Below are 15782 nucleotides of genomic sequence, written 5' to 3'. Positions count from 1 at the left end.
CTCAGGTCTCCTTCAGGTCCGTGGTGGCAAGCAATGCGATGGCCACCACCTTGAGGCCGCACGGCACGGCGGCATAAAGCAGCGTCAGAAGCATAAGCGCTTCGGGCGGTGATCCGGCCCCGGCCGCGCTGTCGAAACCCGCATAGTCGAGCGCGGGCAGCAACGTGACGGCGGCAAAGGCCAGGGTAAATTTCGACACAAACGCCCAGAGGCCAAAGCCTTCGGCGGCCGAGGGGCTGATGCGCGCCATGCGGGTCGCAAAGACCGCCGGCAACAGGGTCAGATCCGCGCCCAGCGTCGCCCCCGACAGCGCGCAGATCACGGCAAAGGCGAGGACATCGCCCGGCCCCAGCGCCATCGCCCCGCCAAAGGCCGCGATGGCCAGCACCATCGCGCTGAGCAGCACGGGTTTGACCCCGAACCGTTCCGCGAGCTTGCCCCAGACCGGGGCCGCAATCGCCGCGCTGAGGAAAAAGAGGAGCAGAAGCGGCCCTTCGAAACCGGGCGCGTCCAGACGGCTTTCGACAAAAAACAGGAACAGCGTGGAACTGACCGCAACCGGGGCGGCATTGACCAGCGCAATGAGCAGTAGACGGCGCGCCAGCGCGTCGCCAAGCACCGCGCGAAAGCCAATGGAGGGGGCAAGCCCGTCGCTGACCCATTCGCCGCGCATCATCACGATTGCCACCAGCGCCAGCACGCAGAACCCCACCGCAAACCCGGCAAACGGCGCATCCGTCACGGCACCCAGCATCACCGGCGCAATCGCTGCCACGCACACACCCAAAAGCGCGCCGGTCTCGCGCCATTGCGCCAGCCGCAGGTGGCCCTGTCCGGGCAGGCGGTCGGCCTTGACCACCCCTTGGGCATAGAAATTGATGGTCAGAAAGCTGAAGGCGGAAAACACGCCCGTAAGCATCAGCGCGAACCACAACAGCGGCGGCAGCATGGGTGGGACCGCAAACAGGCCCAGCATTGACAGCGCCATGACACCGGCCCCGATCAGCACACCTGCCGCGCGCCGCGTTCGGAGGGTTTCCGACAACCGGCCAAAGAGCGGGTCCTGCACCACGTCCAGCAGACGCAGCGCAAACAGGACGGACCCGAGGGCCGCCAGCGATACGCCATATTCGTCGACATAGAATTTAGGCGCGTGGATATAGATCGGTAACCCCGCCGATGCGAGCAACGCGGCAAAGACCGCGTAGGCCGGCATGTTTTGGGAGCGGGTCACGGTCACCGCGACACCTCTTTGGCGGGGGGGGTGGGCCGGGGGCGGTAGGTGGCGCGCTTGACCCACAGCTTGAGCGCCTGCCAGTGGATCAGGCCCAGCACGCGGCGCGACCCGAAGGGGCGGCGCAGGGCAGCGCGCAGGATGGACCGGTTGGTCAGCGGACAGCGCCGCCCGGTGAGCGTGGCGATCAGGCCGCCTTCGCCGCGCGAATAGTCGATCCAGATCCCGATCCGGTCGTCGCGGATGTCAAAGCGGAATTCATACCCGCCCTCGACCGGCTGAAAGGGCGAGACGTGGAAAATCTTGGTCGCCTGCATCCGGTCATCGGGCGCGATGGGGCGCAGGTCCGGGTGGTGCACAAGATAGCTGTGCCGGTCGCCAAAGGTGTTCGTCACCTCGGCAATGACCGCGATCATGGCGCTGTCCGTCCGGCGGCAAAGCCAGAAGCTGACGGGGTTGAACACGTGACCCATCACCTTGGGCTGGGCCAGCAGTTCGATCCGCGTCACGCCGGTGATCTGGTGCGCCTCGAGCACATCGCGCACCCATGCGGCCCCGCGCCCGGCCTTGGGCGCGCCACCGTGATCCACGTCATCCAGCGCCATCAGCGCGCGGCCATTGCGCCTGAACAGGCTGGGCGTGCGCAGCGGCGCTTCGGCATCCAGCAACATGTAGTCCACGGAGTAGCGAAAGGCGTTCTCGATCGCGCCCTTGCGCCCGTGATATGTCACCCCGGCAATATGATCGACGGATGCGGTCATTCCGCCGCCACCTGCACTGTGGGTGTCCGGGTGATCGCGTGGGCGACGTCCAGGCCGCTGCTCAGCCCGTCCTCGTGAAAGCCGTGGCGCATCCACGCGCCGCAGAACCAGGTGTGGTTCTCGCCGTTGATCGCACGCACCGTGTCCTGCGCGGCCAGCGCCGCCAGATCATAGACCGGGTGCCGCAGCACGGTCTGGTCATAAATCCTGTCCTCGCGGATCGTACGCTTGGTATTGAGCGTGACGAAATGCGGATCGTCCATCGGGATCGGTTGCAGCGAATTGATCCAGTAGGTCAGGTCGATGCGGTCGGAGCGGCAGTTGCGGTCCTCGGTATAGACCCAGCTGGACCAAGTCTGACGCTTGTTTGGCATGATGCTGTCATCGCAATGCAGGACCACGTCGTTGGGCTGGTACTTGACGGCCCCGAGGGCCGCGCGCTCGACCTCTGTCGGGTCGTCGAGCATGGCAAGGCTGTCGTCGGAATGGGTGGCAAACACAACTTCGTCGAACATCTCCCAAGTGTCGCCCCAGGCTTTGACCTGCGCGCCCCCTGCGGTGCGACGTACCGCCTGCACCGGCGCACCCAGCCGGATGTCCGCACCGTGCGCCAGCAATGCCGCCTCGAGCCGTTGGACATATTGCACCGACCCGCCATCGACCGTGTACCACTGGTGCTGGCCCGTCGTGTTCAGCAGCGCGTGGTTTTCAAAGAACTGGATCATCGCATGGGCCGGGAAATCCATGATCTTTTGCGTCGGCGTGGACCATATCGCCCCGCTGAGCGGCAGAAGGTAGTAGTCGCGGAACCACGCACCCGTGCCCAGCGCCTCGAGGAACTGACCCACCGTCCGCGTCCGGTCGGCATTGGCAATACGCAGCCCGTCGCGGTTGAACCGGAAGATATCCCGCACCATGCCCAGAAACCGGGGGTTCAGCGCGTTGGACCGCTGCGCGAACAGCGCGTTGAGGCTGGCCAGACCGTATTCCAGACGCCCCCCGTCGATGGAGGCGCCAAAGCTCATGTTGGATTTCACGACCGGCACGTCCAGTTCGTCAAACAGTTGCGCCATGTTGGGATAGTTCGCGTAGTTGAACACGAGAAAGCCAGTATCGACCGGTTGGTCGCCCCGGCGTCCTGCGGTGATCGTGCGGGCGTGCCCGCCCAGCCGCGGCTCTGCCTCGAACAGGGTGACGGAGTGTTCGGACGCCAGCGCATAGGCCGCCCCCATACCCGAGATACCGCCCCCTATGACGGCGATGCGTTTGCGGGCGGCGGGCATTGTTTCAAAAGGCATAAAGGTCAGGTGTCCGTTCGTTGGTCGTTTGAAGACATGTACGCCACCAGACGCTGATCGGATGACCAAAAACCAGACATTTATTTTTGATCCAAATCGCTTTTGTCGGCGTAGACGAGATATGTTCGCGGGTTTAGACACGACCAAATCAATGGAACAGCCAGATCCCAACGTGGTTGCGGCGGCTGTCACGGGGCACGCGGGCATGGAAGACAGTGATGGAAAACGGATGTTGTGGGTGTCCCACATGGTCCACATCCGCGACACCCGCGACCAGGCCGCGTTCAAAGAGCTGTTCGAGCACTTTGCCCCGCGCGTCAAAGGGTTCCTGGTCAAGTCGGGGGCGGATGCGTCGCTGGCCGAGGAATGCGCGCAGGAGGTCATGGCCACCTGCTGGCACAAGGCACATATGTTCGACCCCGCGCGGGCGTCGGTGGCGACCTGGATCTTCACCATCGCGCGGAACCGCAAGATTGACCTGCTGCGCAAGCAGCGTCGCCCCGAACCCGAAGATCTGGGATGGGGCCCCGAAGAAGACCCTGATCAGGCCGATGTTCTGGCCCTGCAACAGGAAAGCGAACAACTGGGCCGGGCGATTGCCGAACTGCCGGCCGCCCAGCGCGAATTGGTACAACGGGCGTATTTCGGGGATCTGTCCCACAGCGAAATCGCCGATCAAACCGGTCTGCCCCTGGGCACGATCAAATCGAGATTGAGGCTGGCGCTGGAACGACTGCGCCACGCAATGAAGTGAGCGGAACGATGCAGAATGAGATCAAACATCACCTGACGGATGAGATCCTGATGGGGTACGCGGCGGGCACCTTGCCCGAGGCGTTCAATTTGATGGTGGCCACGCACCTGTCGCTGTGTGACACCTGCCGCGCCCACGCAGAAAGCTACGACGCGCTGGGCGGTGAGTTGATCGCGCAGACCCCCGGCAACGATGTCACGATGGACGATGACAGCTTTGCCGCGACGATGTCGCTGATTGCGGGCGGTGCGCCGGACGAAATCCGCGTGCCGCGCGTCGCGGGGTCGATCCTGCCCGGTCCGTTGCAGGACTATGTCCGCGGTGATCTGGACGCGGTGAAATGGCGCGCCATCGGCATGGGTGTCAAACAGGCGATCCTGCCCACGTCGCGCGACGCCTCGGCCCGGTTGCTGTTTATCCCGGCGGGTGCCGCGATGCCGGATCACGGTCACAAGGGCACCGAGATGACGATGGTGCTGCAAGGCGCGTTTCAGGACGAAGATGACTATTTTGCGCGCGGCGATGTCGAGGTTGCGGACAGCGATCTGCATCACACGCCCGTGGCCGACATCCACGAGGACTGTATCTGCCTGGCTGTCACGGACGCGCCTTTGGAATTCCAGGGCTTGCTGCCGAAAATCGCGCAACGCTTCGCCCGCATCTAAACACAGCGACCGACGCTACTCTGCGGCGTCGGTCCGTTTGCCTATGGGCAGCGGGGGCGTGTCCTCCAACTCCTCGAAATCGAAATTGTCCAGCCGGTGCGCGCGTTTGCCCGCCTTGTCGGCGCTGATCTTGATCTCTTCGATATCCTTGGCGGCCTGACCGAAATGCCGGTCCAGATTGCCGACCCGCGTGCCCAGCCGGTCCACATCCGCCACCAGCATCGACAATTCCTTGCGAATGGCCCCCGCCTGTTCGCGCATGCGCGCGTCCTTGAGGATCGCGCGCATCGTGTTCAGCGTCGCCATGCAGGTCGTGGGTGACACGATCCACACCCGCGCATCGAACCCCGCCCGCACCAGATCCGGGAAATTTGCGTGCAGTTCGGCATAGACCGCCTCGGACGGCAGGAACATCAACGCGCCGTCCGCCGTCTCGCCCTCGATGATGTATTTCTGCGAGATGTCCGCGATGTGTTTTTTCACCGCCACCTTCATCTGTGCCACGGCAAGTTTCAGGTCGTGTTCCGTCTCGGCCCGGCGCAGCGCCTCATAGGCCTCAAGCGGGAATTTGCTGTCGATGACGATGGGACCCGGCGGGTTGGGCAGGTGGATCAGGCAATCGGCCCGCTTGCCATTGGACAGGGTCGGCTGCCAGGCATAGCTGTCATTGGGCAGCGCCTTGCCCACGATGTCGCGCAACTGGATCTCGCCAAAGGCGCCGCGCGTCTGTTTGTTGGACAGGATATCCTGAAGGCTGAGCACATCGCCCGACAGTTTGGTGATGTTGTCCTGCGCCCGGTCGATCACGGCCAGACGTTCCTGCAACTGCGTCAGGCTGGTGGTGGTCTGTTTCGACGACCCGTGCAGCGTTTCCTTCATCCGTTCCTGCATCTCGGTCAGGCTGCGCTGGCTGCGCAGGGCGTTATCGGCCAGCCGGTCCTGCATCTGCTGCTGCACCGCGCCCAACCTCTGTTCCAGCGTCTGCGCCAGTTGCGCCTGACTGTTGGTGGCCGTGTCGGACACCATCTGGATCGAGGCGCGCAGCCCCTCCTGCCCTTGCGCCAACCCCTGCACGTGCTGGCCGAGATAGCCCAGTTGCTGCGCCAGCGGCTGCACCGCGCGGGCCGAGCGGCCCGACCGCACCACCGTCACGATCAGCAGGACAAAGAGCAGCAGGACAAGCGCCGCAGCAACACCCGCAATGATCAGCACAGGCTGGCTCAGCATGATCTGGGTCCCGTCAAATTCGAATGTCATCAGGTGCGTCCGAACAGCCGTTCGATATCGGCCAGCTTGAGTTCGACATAGGTTGGCCGCCCGTGGTTGCATTGACCGGAATGGGGCGTCGCCTCCATCTCGCGCAAGAGCGCATTCATCTCTTCGGCGCGCATCCAGCGGCCCGACCGGACAGATCCGTGACAGGCGACGCGGCTCAGGATCGCTTCTATCCGGGCCTGCACCGACTGGCTGCTGCCCAGATCGGCCAGTTCATCGAGGATGTCGTGGATCATCGCCTTGGCATCGACCTCACCCAGGATTGCGGGCGTTTCGCGCACCGCGATGGCGTCCCCGCCAAAGGCCTCGATCCCGAGGCCCAGCGCCGACAGCGCCTCCGCAATCTCGAGCAAGCGCGCGCAGTCGCCAGGCGACAGGCTGACGATCTCGGGGATCAGCAGGGCCTGTGCGGCAACGCCGTTCTCGGCCATCTGTGTCTTGAGCTTTTCATAGACCAGCCGTTCGTGGGCGGCGTGCTGATCGACGATCACCATGCCGGTCGCGGTTTGGGCGACGATGTAGTTCTCGTGCACCTGCCCGCGCGCCACACCCAACGGCAGATCCTCGGGTGCGGGCGCGGTGTGCACCTCCACCACCTGCGCGCTATAGTCCTGCGCCATCTCGGCAAAGCCCGCGTCGATGGGCGCGCGCGGCCCGAGGCTGGGGCGGTCCATCTGGTAGACACGCGGTTCGGTCACTTCGGGGCGCATGGCCCCCAGCGTCGCCCCCGCCACCGTCGATGACGCACGGTGCCCGGCCCCGGCCAGCGCATGGCGCAGGCCCGATACAATCAGCCCGCGCGCGAGGCCAGGATCACGGAACCGCACCTCGGACTTGGCGGGGTGCACGTTCACATCCACCAACTGCGGGTCGCAATCCACGAACAGGGCCGCCGCCGGGTGGCGATCACGGCTGAGAAAATCGAAATAGGCGGCGCGCAGGGCACCGCTCAGCAGCTTGTCCTTGACCGGGCGGCCATTGACGAACAGGAACTGCGCCACCGCCGCGCCGCGCGAATAGGTGGGCAAGGCGGCATAGCCCGACAGGTGCAGCCCCTCGCGCATCGTATCAATCGCGATGCTGTTTTCGGCAAATTCCTTGCCCAGCACATCAGACAGCCGCCCGCGCAGCGCGTCCATCGGATCGCCGGTCTGTGCCTCGACCTTGAAGACGGTGCGCGGATCATTCGACACGTCACGCAGTTCGAACCGCACGAAGGGTTCTGCCATGGCCAGCCGTTTGATCACATCGGTGATCGCCTGCGCCTCGGCCCGATCCGTGCGCAGGAATTTCAACCGCGCGGGCGTGGCATAGAATAGATCGCGCAGGGTGATGACCGTGCCGCGGTTGAGCGCTGCGGGTTTGATTGCGCTGTGCGCGCCGCCCTGCACCGAAATCTCGGCCCCTGCATCGCCCGGCACCCGGCTGGTGATCGTCAATCGCCCCACCGCACCGAGGCTGGGCAGCGCCTCGCCACGGAATCCGAAGGTGTGGATGTTCAGAAGGTCAGAGCCGTCGATCTTGGACGTGGCATGGCGGCTGAGCGCCAGCGGCAGATCATCCGGCGCAATGCCACAGCCGTCATCCGTCACCCGGATCAACGTCTTGCCCCCGTCCGCCACGTCGATGGCAATGCGCGTGGCACCGGCATCAATCGCGTTTTCAACCAGTTCCTTGACCGCGGAAGCGGGGCGTTCCACAACCTCGCCCGCCGCGATACGGTTCACGGCGGCCTCGTCCAGCTGGCGGATCACGGGTCTTATGTTGGGGGTCTGGTCGTTCATCCCACAAGACTTAGCATGTGGTGGTCCGATTCGACCACAGCCGAAGCGGGGTTTCAGCCGCCGGTTGCCGCGCGGTACCACGCCACGATGGCGGCACGCTCGTCGTCTTCCATATAGCTGAGATTGGCGGGCGGCATCGCGTGGCTGATCCCCGATTGCAGATAGACGGCAAGGGCATTCCGGCTCAGATCCGCCGGGGTTTCGAGCACGACGCCCTTGGGTGCCCAGAGCAGGCCGGACCAGGCCGGTTCGGCGGCGTGGCACATGCTGCACCGGCCCTGCACTATCTCATGGACGGTTTCGAACCCGTCGGCTTGGGCAAAGCGGGTGACGATGGCGGCCTCGCGCTGTGCCATCGGCGCAGTGCTGAGCCAGACAATCGCGATGAAAAGCAGCGCAGTTACACCCCATGTCCAATGCGGATTGCCCTTGCGCGCGTGATGGGTGTTGAACCAGTGCCGGATCGTGACCCCCATCAGGAACACGAGGCTGGCGATCACCCAGTTCCAGTCGCTCGCAAAGGCCAGCGGGTAGTGGTTGGACAGCATCAGGAAGATCACGGGCAGGGTGAGGTAGTTGTTGTGGGTCGACCGCTGCTTGGCGATCTTGCCGTATTTGGCGTCAGGCGTGCGGCCCGCCATCAGGTCGGCGACCACGATTTTCTGGTTCGGGATGATGACAAAGAACACGTTGCCGGACATCAGCGTGGCCGTGAACGCGCCCAGATGCAGCAGCGCCGCGCGGCCCGAGAAGACCTGCGTATAGAACCACGCCATCCCCACCAGCACGGCAAAGAGCGCCACCATCAGCACCGTCTGGTCTGCGTCCACAAAGATGCGACACAGTTGGGTATAGACGATCCAGCCAAAGGCCAGCGAGGCCAGCGAAATGCCCACCGCCTGCCACACGGTCAGGTCCATCACATTGGGGTCGATCAGGTAGAATTCCGCCCCGAGGTAATAGACCAGCACCAGCAGGGCAAAGCCGCTGAGCCATGTCCAGTAACTCTGCCATTTGTGCCAGATCAGCCCGTCGGGCATGCCCGGCGGGGCGACGAGATATTTCTGGATGTGGTAAAACCCGCCGCCGTGGACCTGCCATTCCTCGCCATCCGCACCAGAGGGCAGGTTCCGGTCACGGTGCAGGCCCAGATCCAGCGCGATGAAGTAGAAGGACGACCCGATCCATGCAATCGCCGTGATGACATGCAGCCAGCGGACGGCAAATTCAGCCCATGCGCCCAAGGCGGCCAGATCGTACATGCGCGGGGTTCCTGTCTGTTGTGGAGCCTCAGACTAGACGCCGCCGCGGGCGAGGGGAAGATGCTGCGCACGCCGTTTTGTGTGGCGGGCGTGCGCATGCATATTTTTGGAACAATGAAGGGTCAGTCGTAGCGCAGCTCGGCCGCCTTGCCCTTGAACACGTAATACGCCAGCGCGGTGTACCCTGCGATCATCGGCAGGACAAAGACGGTGCCCACCAGGATGATGAACAGGCTTTCAGGGGCGCTGGCAGCCTCGTAGATCGTGAGCTTTTCCGGGACCACGTAAGGGTAGAAGGAATAGGCCAGCCCGCCGAAGGCAAAGACGAAGAGCGTGATCGACAGCATGAACGGCGTGCGCGCGCCGGCGTCGGTCGCGTTGGGCAGGCGGCCCAAGGCGCGCCAGAGCCAGTAGACGGTGACGCCGGACAGGATCGGCAGGGGCGCAAGCCAGAAGATTTCCGGTGCGGTGAACCATTTGTCGAAGATGCGCGGGCTGACCAGCGGGGTGGCGAGCGAGATCAGGCCGAGGCCGAGTACAAGGCCCCAGATGCCGCCCTTGGCCCAGTCGACGGCTTTGGCTTGCAGGGTGTATTCGGTCTTGAGGATCAGCCAGCACGCCCCGATGAAGGAATAGGCCACCGTCAGGAACACGGCCGTGATCATGGCAAAGGCCCAGGTCCCCAGCGTGCTTTCGAGGCCCATGACGTATTTGCCCAACATGAACCCTTGGCTGAGCGAGGTCATCAGCGACCCGGCAAAGAACAGCCAGTTCCATGTGGCCTTGTGTGGTGTGGGCGCCTTGACCCGGAATTCGAACGCCACACCGCGCAGGATTAGACCGATGAGCATGATCGCCACCGGCAGGTAGAGCGCCGTCAGAATGGTGCCATGGGCGGTGGGAAAGGCCACCAGAAGTAGGCCGATGGCCAGCACCAGCCATGTTTCATTCGCGTCCCAGAACGGCCCGATAGAGGCCACCATCATGTCCTTTTCGCTGTCCGAGGCGAAGGGGAACAGAACCCCTACGCCCAGGTCAAATCCGTCGAGGACAACGTAGACGAGGATGGACACCCCCATCAGTGCTGCAAAGGTAAACGGCAGCCATTGTGCCGGATCGCCGAATAGTTCCATCAAGGTCACTCCGCAGGAACTTGGCGGGCCAGGGCCTCGCCGGATTGAGGGGTGCGGCGACGCGGGACATCACCGTCCACGCCCTTGCGCGCCAGATAGAACAGCACACCGATATAGGCCGTCAGCAGCAGCACATAGATCGACAGATAGGCGCCGAGCGTCGTTGCCACGAAGGGCGCGGGCACATCCGCTACGGCCATTTCGGTGGTCATGATGCCCTGCACCAGCCACGGCTGCCGCCCGATTTCGGTGGTGTACCATCCCGCCAGCGTCGCGACCCAGCCCGAAAAGGCCATCGGCACCATCGCAAAGAGCATCAGCTTGGGCAGCCCTTCGGCCCCGCGCCCCTTGCGCAGCATCATGAAGGCAGCACCCCAGCTGAGCAGCAGCATCGCCATGCCGGTCGCCACCATGATGCGGAACGACCAGAACACCGGGGCCACAGGCGGGTGCATGACTTCGCCGTCTTCGCTGACGAAGTCGTCCAGACCGGGCACGACACCATCAGCTTTGTGCTTGAGGATGATCGACGCCATGTTGGGGATGCCGACCTCGAAATGGTTGGTGCGGGCCTCTTCATCAGGGATGGCAAAGAGGAGCAGGGGCACATTGGACTGGGTTTCCCAGTTGCCTTCCATCGCGGCGACCTTCTGGGGCTGGTATTTCAGTGTGTTCAGACCGTGCATGTCGCCCATGAAGATCTGTACGGGGATCAACAACGCGCCAAGGTAGACGCCGGTTCTCAGCGTCGCGCGCACGCCTTGAGACCGGTCGCCCAGCAGCCAGCGGAACGCGCTGAGACCTGCGATGAGGAAGGCAACCGTCAGGCCCGAGGCCAGCATCATGTGGGTAAAGCGGTAGGGCATCGACGGGTTGAAGATGATCGCGAACCAGTCGGTGGCATAAGCCACGCCATCGCGCATCTCGTACCCCTGCGGCGTATGCATCCAGCTGTTGAGCACGATGATCCAGAACGCCGACATCGAGGTGCCGAACGCCACAAGGAAGGTCGCGGTGGTGTGCAACCAACCCGGCACGCGCGAGAATCCGAACAGCATGATCCCGAGGAACACCGCCTCGAGGAAAAACGCGGTCATCACCTCATAGGCCAAAAGCGGCCCGGCGATATTGCCCACGGTTTCCATGAACCCCGGCCAATTGGTGCCGAACTGGAACGACATGGTGATGCCTGACACGACACCCATGGCAAAGCTGAGGGCAAAGACCTTGACCCAGAACCGGTAGGCGTCCATCCACTTGCCGTCTCCGGTCGCGTTGAACCGCAGCTTGAAGAACAGCAGAACCCATCCCAGGGCGATCGTGATCGTCGGGAACAGGATGTGAAACGAAATATTTGCCCCGAACTGGATCCGGGAAAGCATCAACGTGTCCATGGTGACTTACCTCAAATGTCGCGTATCGCGTTGGATCAGAGATAGGGTATCAGCGGCCTGCGACACCGGGGGTGCGACAGGGTGCGCAGGCGCGTTTTGTCACAGGGGATTTACGGCCCCGCAACGGCATCCGGGATCGCGCGTGGGCGCGGCTACATATCGGCGAACATGCGTTTCAGATCGGCCACATCATCATGTGACAGCAGGCGTATGGGGCCGCCGCGCAATCCGGCCAACACCTTGGCGGTTTCTTCCAGCTCTTCTGCGGCACAGACGGCGGAAAACAGATCCCTGCCGTTGACCACCGGCCCATGATTGGCCAGAAGGACCGCCGCATACCGCCCGCCCAGATCCTCGATCAGTTGCCCGGCCTTTGGATCGCCCGGCCTGACATAGGGTATCCGTTTCACGGTGCCGACGCGCATCACCACATACGGGGTGAGCGGCGGCACGCAGTCGTCCGGGTCAATGTCATCGCGGCACGACAGCGCCGTGGCCCAGGTGGAGTGCAGATGCACAACCGCCCCACAATCGGGCCGGGACCTGTAGAATGCGCGGTGCAGAAACGCCTCCTTCGTGGGTGGGTCGCCCGCGATATGCCGACCGTCTGCATCCAGCGTGGCAATCCGGTCGGGTTCGATATCGCCCAGCGTCGCATTGGTCGGCGTCATCAGGATGCGATCCCCAATTCGCGCCGACACATTTCCGGCCGTGCCGACGCTGAACCCCCGCTGAAACAACGAGGCGCAAAGGCTCGACATCTGTTGCCTGAGGATCTGCTCCTTGGTCATTCCATCGCACCGGTCATGCGGTGCACCGCCTTGGCAAAGAAATCCGGCGCGCCAAAGTTGCCGGATTTCAGCGCCAGCGCCACAGGCGTATCCGTTCCGATGGTCAGCACGGGCACGCCGGGGTCGATCTCCGGCCCGATGGTCATGGCGGACACCTGAAGCGTGTCCGTCACCGCTTGCGCTACCGCGCCCGAGGTCTCGCCGCCCGCAACGACAATCCGGGCAAAGCCCGCGCACACCAATTGGCGCGCCGTTTTCGCGAAAAGGGCGTCCAGCCGTTCCGCGACCGCTATGCGCCCATATTCCGCCTGAAGGGCTGCGACCTCGTCCGGTGTGCCGGACGAATGGACCAGCGGCACCGCATCCGCATGGCGGATGACAAAGGCCACCAGATCCCGCGCCGTCACCGTGCCGTCCATTACGCCCGGCACATCGATGGCATAGGTCGGCTGTGTCTGCGCATGGACCTCGATCTGGCCACGCGTGGCCCCGGAACAGGACCCCGCCAGCACAGCCGCTGGCCCGGCCACGGACACCGGGCTGGCCCCGCCGCCCGTGGCGCGCCCGTCGCGGATCAGGTTGCGCGGCAACCCCAGCGCAATGCCGGACGCCCCTGTCACCAGTGGTTGCCCGGCCACGGCCGCGCCCAACACCAGCAGGTCCGCTTCGGTCACTGCATCTGCCACGACAAAGCGTGTGTCCCGCACCATCTCCACCGTCAGCGCGTTGCGCGTGTCGTGGGCGCCGGACAGGACTGTATCCAAGCCGATGTGACCAATGGTGCTGGCAGTCTGGTGTCCCAACCAACGGCGCAGATCGGGATCCGTCATCGGTGTCAGCGGGTGATGTTGCATGCCGGATGCGTCCAGCAGCCTGTCGAACACAAACAGGTGGCCCTGATAGACCGTGCGCCCCGTCGCGGGAAAGGCGGGGCAGACAAGAACTCCCGTCGCCCCAAGCGCATCGGCAAGCGCATCCGCCACAGGGCCGATATTGCCCGCGCGGGTGGAATCAAAGGTCGAACAATACTTGAACACTAATTGCTGGCACCCTTGTGCCCGCAGCCACGCCAGTGCGTCCAGACTGTCGGCAACAGCCTCCGCCACAGGCGCCGACCGGCTTTTGAGAGAGATCACGCCCGCCTCGATCGCCGGATCTGCGGGGGCGTCCGGCACACCGGCAAACTGTGCCGTGCGCAGGCCGCCTTCGGGGGCCACGCCCTTGGCCAGCGTATTGGCGATGTCACTCGCGCCCGTAAAGTCATCGGCAATGACACCTATCAACATGGTGTTGGGCCCTTTCCTGCATGCTCTACACGGCGGCGCAGCGCGTTTATGGCGGCGTCCGGGCTGGTCAGAACCGGGGTTGTGGTTGCCGCCCGAACGGCATCAACGGCCCCCGCCATCGAAAACTGGCCCAGCAGAATGACATCGAACCCGTCGAGGTCGGCCGCCATCCGTGCAATCAGATCGTCATGGGTCGCGTCATCGCCCGCGCGTTTCGCCGCCAGCGCACCGGGGCAGAATACCGACGTGATCCGCGCCGCTGACCCGCGCTGTGCCGCGGCGGCGCGGAACTCGGCCTCCATGCTGGCGGCGGCGGGTGCAAAGGTCGTGATCAGGGCAACACGATCGCCATGGGAAAAGGCCGCGTCGAACATGGCTTCGTTGGGCTTCATCACCGGAACGGGGCTGTTGTCGGCGGCGTCTTCGATCGCCGGGCCAAAGGCGGAACAGGTGAACAGGATACCGTCCGCGCGCGCCCCTTCGGCGTATCTGGCAAGCCCGACGATTCGGTCCCACAGGGCCAGCGGAAGATCCCCGGTCCCCTGCCGATCCATCGACAGCCCCTCTTCGAGGATGGTCATCAGGTTGGCATCGGGCCAGAGGCGCCGTGCCGCGTCCTCGATCGGTGCCATCGCAACGCGGGTGGCGTGGATCAGGGCGATGCGAGGGGGATGGGTCATCGGCGGATCGTCTCACTTCAGTTGAAAAAAGGGGGTGACACCGCCCACTGGACGGCGCCACCGATGGTGCGGCGGGAGGGTCCGTACGGGGTCAATCGTCAGGCGGCAACAGCCTCGCGCAGGAGGGCCTTGGCGACCAACCTGCCAAAGGCATCCGTGTCCACATCACCGCCCAGATCGCGCGTCCGATTGGCGGGGTCGTCGATGACGACATCCACCGCATCCACGATGGCCTGCCCGGCCTCGAGCAAGCGCGTCACCCCGCGCTGTTCGCCCAGCCACGACAGCATCATGGCCGCCGACAGGATAAGCGAGGTGGGATTGGCCACGTTTCGGCCCGCAATATCCGGCGCGGACCCGTGCTGCGCCTGCGCGCAACACAGGCCGGTTTCCGCATTGGCGTTGATCGATCCGGCAAGCCCCAGCGACCCGGAAAGCTCCGACGCGAGATCCGACAGGATGTCGCCATAGAAATTGGTGGCCACCACCACGTCATAGGTCTCGGGCTTGCGCACCAGCAACGCGGCAAAGGCGTCGACGATCAGTTCTTCGGTCTCGACCTCCGGATAGTCCCTGGCCACCTCGCGAAAGCATTCAAGGAACAGCCCGTCGGTCATCAGGAACGAGTTCGCCTTGTGGATGGCCGCAACCTTCTTGCCCCGCTGCATGGCAAGCTTGAACGCTTCCCGGCAGATCCGCATCGATCCGTGCCGCGTGATCTTGCGCACGGACAGGGCCATGTCCGGATCGGGCATCATTTCCCCAACGCCCCGGAACATGTTGCGGTCGGGGTAAAACCCCTCGGTCGCCTCGCGCATGATGACCAGATCCATGCCGGGCGCCTTGCTTTGCAAAAATTCCCGCGACCGGGCCGGGCGCACATTCGCATAGAGGTCAAGACCAATCCGAAACCCCGCGGACACATTGCGCCCGCCTTCGGCAACGGGCGGGTAGTCCATATGCGACTGGGTCCCAAGGATGACGCCGTCGAATTCCGTCCGCGCACGTTCCAGCACCTCGTCCCGCAGCGTGATTCCGTGGGCCTTCAGACTGTCGAACCCCGATTGCTCCTCATGAAAAGTCAATCCAAGGGCAAAGCGGTCATTGGCGGCCTGCATCACATCCATGGTCGCGGCCATGATCTCTGGGCCGATGCCGTCACAGGGCAGTGTCATGATCTTCATCGCAAAAGTCTCCTCTCGGCCAAACGCCGTCTGATCTGCATGGATTTGATTGGTCTTTTATATTTATATATGCAATTTACAAGAGCTAAAATGCAATTCAAGAGGGAGATAGGGATATGTCCACCTCCGCTAAGCAGGAATAATTTTCAGCTAAAAGATAAAAAACCGCTCTTAAACGAAGCGACCGACGAGAGCTGCCCTCACTCATTTGCATTTTTTATTGACAAGGTGCAATCATCACGTCTATTGCGCTGATCTTATTAAAAATGCAATTTGATCTG

14 protein-coding genes are annotated in these 15782 nt (G+C 63.6%); 2 read left to right on the top strand and 12 right to left on the bottom strand.

Annotated elements, in window-relative coordinates; genetic code table 11:
- Window position 1: 1 nt before the first annotated feature.
- Genes Q0949_RS01030 through Q0949_RS01020 form a run of 3 tightly spaced genes read right to left on the bottom strand, consistent with a single transcriptional unit; the run spans window position 2 to window position 3293 of the window.
- A complete protein-coding gene (locus Q0949_RS01030; RefSeq protein WP_299369465.1) occupies window positions 2-1234 on the bottom strand; it encodes an MFS transporter in 1233 nt (410 codons plus the stop codon).
- Between the two features lie 2 nt (window positions 1235-1236).
- Window positions 1237-1995 carry a DUF1365 domain-containing protein gene (locus tag Q0949_RS01025; protein WP_299367301.1) on the bottom strand — a complete coding sequence of 253 codons (759 nt, stop codon included), beginning with the start codon at window positions 1993-1995 and terminating at the stop codon, window positions 1237-1239.
- A complete protein-coding gene (locus Q0949_RS01020; protein WP_299367298.1) occupies window positions 1992-3293 on the bottom strand; it encodes an FAD-dependent oxidoreductase in 1302 nt (433 codons plus the stop codon). Before Q0949_RS01020 ends, Q0949_RS01025 begins: the two co-directional genes overlap by 4 nt.
- Before the next feature lie 205 nt (window positions 3294-3498).
- Here Q0949_RS01020 and Q0949_RS01015 point away from each other — a divergent pair, with 205 nt between their 5' ends.
- Together Q0949_RS01015 and Q0949_RS01010 are read left to right on the top strand one after the other, a co-directional pair.
- On the top strand, window positions 3499-4047 hold the full coding sequence (locus Q0949_RS01015; protein ID WP_299369463.1) for a sigma-70 family RNA polymerase sigma factor: 549 nt from the start codon (window positions 3499-3501) through the stop codon (window positions 4045-4047).
- An 8-nt stretch (window positions 4048-4055) separates the two neighbouring features.
- Entirely contained in the window at window positions 4056-4712 is a 657-nt protein-coding gene (locus Q0949_RS01010; protein WP_299367296.1) for a ChrR family anti-sigma-E factor, read from the top strand.
- 15 nt (window positions 4713-4727) lie between these two features.
- Here Q0949_RS01010 and rmuC read toward each other — a convergent pair whose 3' ends face one another.
- The 9 genes from rmuC to Q0949_RS00965 form a co-directional block, all read right to left on the bottom strand.
- The gene (gene rmuC / locus Q0949_RS01005) at window positions 4728-5939 is read right to left on the bottom strand and encodes a DNA recombination protein RmuC (RefSeq protein ID WP_299369461.1); all 1212 of its coding nucleotides are present in this window, start codon (window positions 5937-5939) and stop codon (window positions 4728-4730) included.
- Window positions 5940-5968: 29 nt separating this feature from the next.
- On the bottom strand, window positions 5969-7771 hold the full coding sequence (gene mutL / locus Q0949_RS01000) for a DNA mismatch repair endonuclease MutL (protein WP_299367294.1): 1803 nt from the start codon (window positions 7769-7771) through the stop codon (window positions 5969-5971).
- Between the two features lie 53 nt (window positions 7772-7824).
- Window positions 7825-9033 (bottom strand): urate hydroxylase PuuD, encoded by a 1209-nt coding sequence (locus Q0949_RS00995; protein WP_299367291.1) that lies wholly within the window; start codon window positions 9031-9033, stop codon window positions 7825-7827.
- Window positions 9034-9155: 122 nt separating this feature from the next.
- A complete protein-coding gene (locus Q0949_RS00990; RefSeq protein WP_299367288.1) occupies window positions 9156-10166 on the bottom strand; it encodes a cytochrome d ubiquinol oxidase subunit II in 1011 nt (336 codons plus the stop codon).
- A 5-nt stretch (window positions 10167-10171) separates the two neighbouring features.
- The gene (locus Q0949_RS00985; protein WP_299367286.1) at window positions 10172-11560 is read right to left on the bottom strand and encodes a cytochrome ubiquinol oxidase subunit I; all 1389 of its coding nucleotides are present in this window, start codon (window positions 11558-11560) and stop codon (window positions 10172-10174) included.
- A 152-nt stretch (window positions 11561-11712) separates the two neighbouring features.
- A complete protein-coding gene (otnC, locus tag Q0949_RS00980; RefSeq protein WP_299367283.1) occupies window positions 11713-12351 on the bottom strand; it encodes a 3-oxo-tetronate 4-phosphate decarboxylase in 639 nt (212 codons plus the stop codon).
- Window positions 12348-13637, bottom strand: a complete 1290-nt coding sequence (otnK, locus tag Q0949_RS00975; protein WP_299367281.1) for a 3-oxo-tetronate kinase — start codon at window positions 13635-13637, stop codon at window positions 12348-12350. The genes otnC and otnK overlap by 4 nt, the downstream gene beginning before the upstream one ends.
- Entirely contained in the window at window positions 13631-14317 is a 687-nt protein-coding gene (locus tag Q0949_RS00970) for an aspartate/glutamate racemase family protein (protein WP_299367278.1), read from the bottom strand. Before Q0949_RS00970 ends, otnK begins: the two co-directional genes overlap by 7 nt.
- Window positions 14318-14415: 98 nt before the next feature.
- Entirely contained in the window at window positions 14416-15501 is a 1086-nt protein-coding gene (locus tag Q0949_RS00965; protein ID WP_299367276.1) for an isocitrate/isopropylmalate dehydrogenase family protein, read from the bottom strand.
- Window positions 15502-15782 lie beyond the last annotated feature (281 nt).

The organism is uncultured Tateyamaria sp. (assembly GCF_947487805.1).
Classification (GTDB): Bacteria; Pseudomonadota; Alphaproteobacteria; order Rhodobacterales; family Rhodobacteraceae; genus Tateyamaria.
This window is presented reverse-complemented; position numbering and strand designations above follow the sequence as displayed.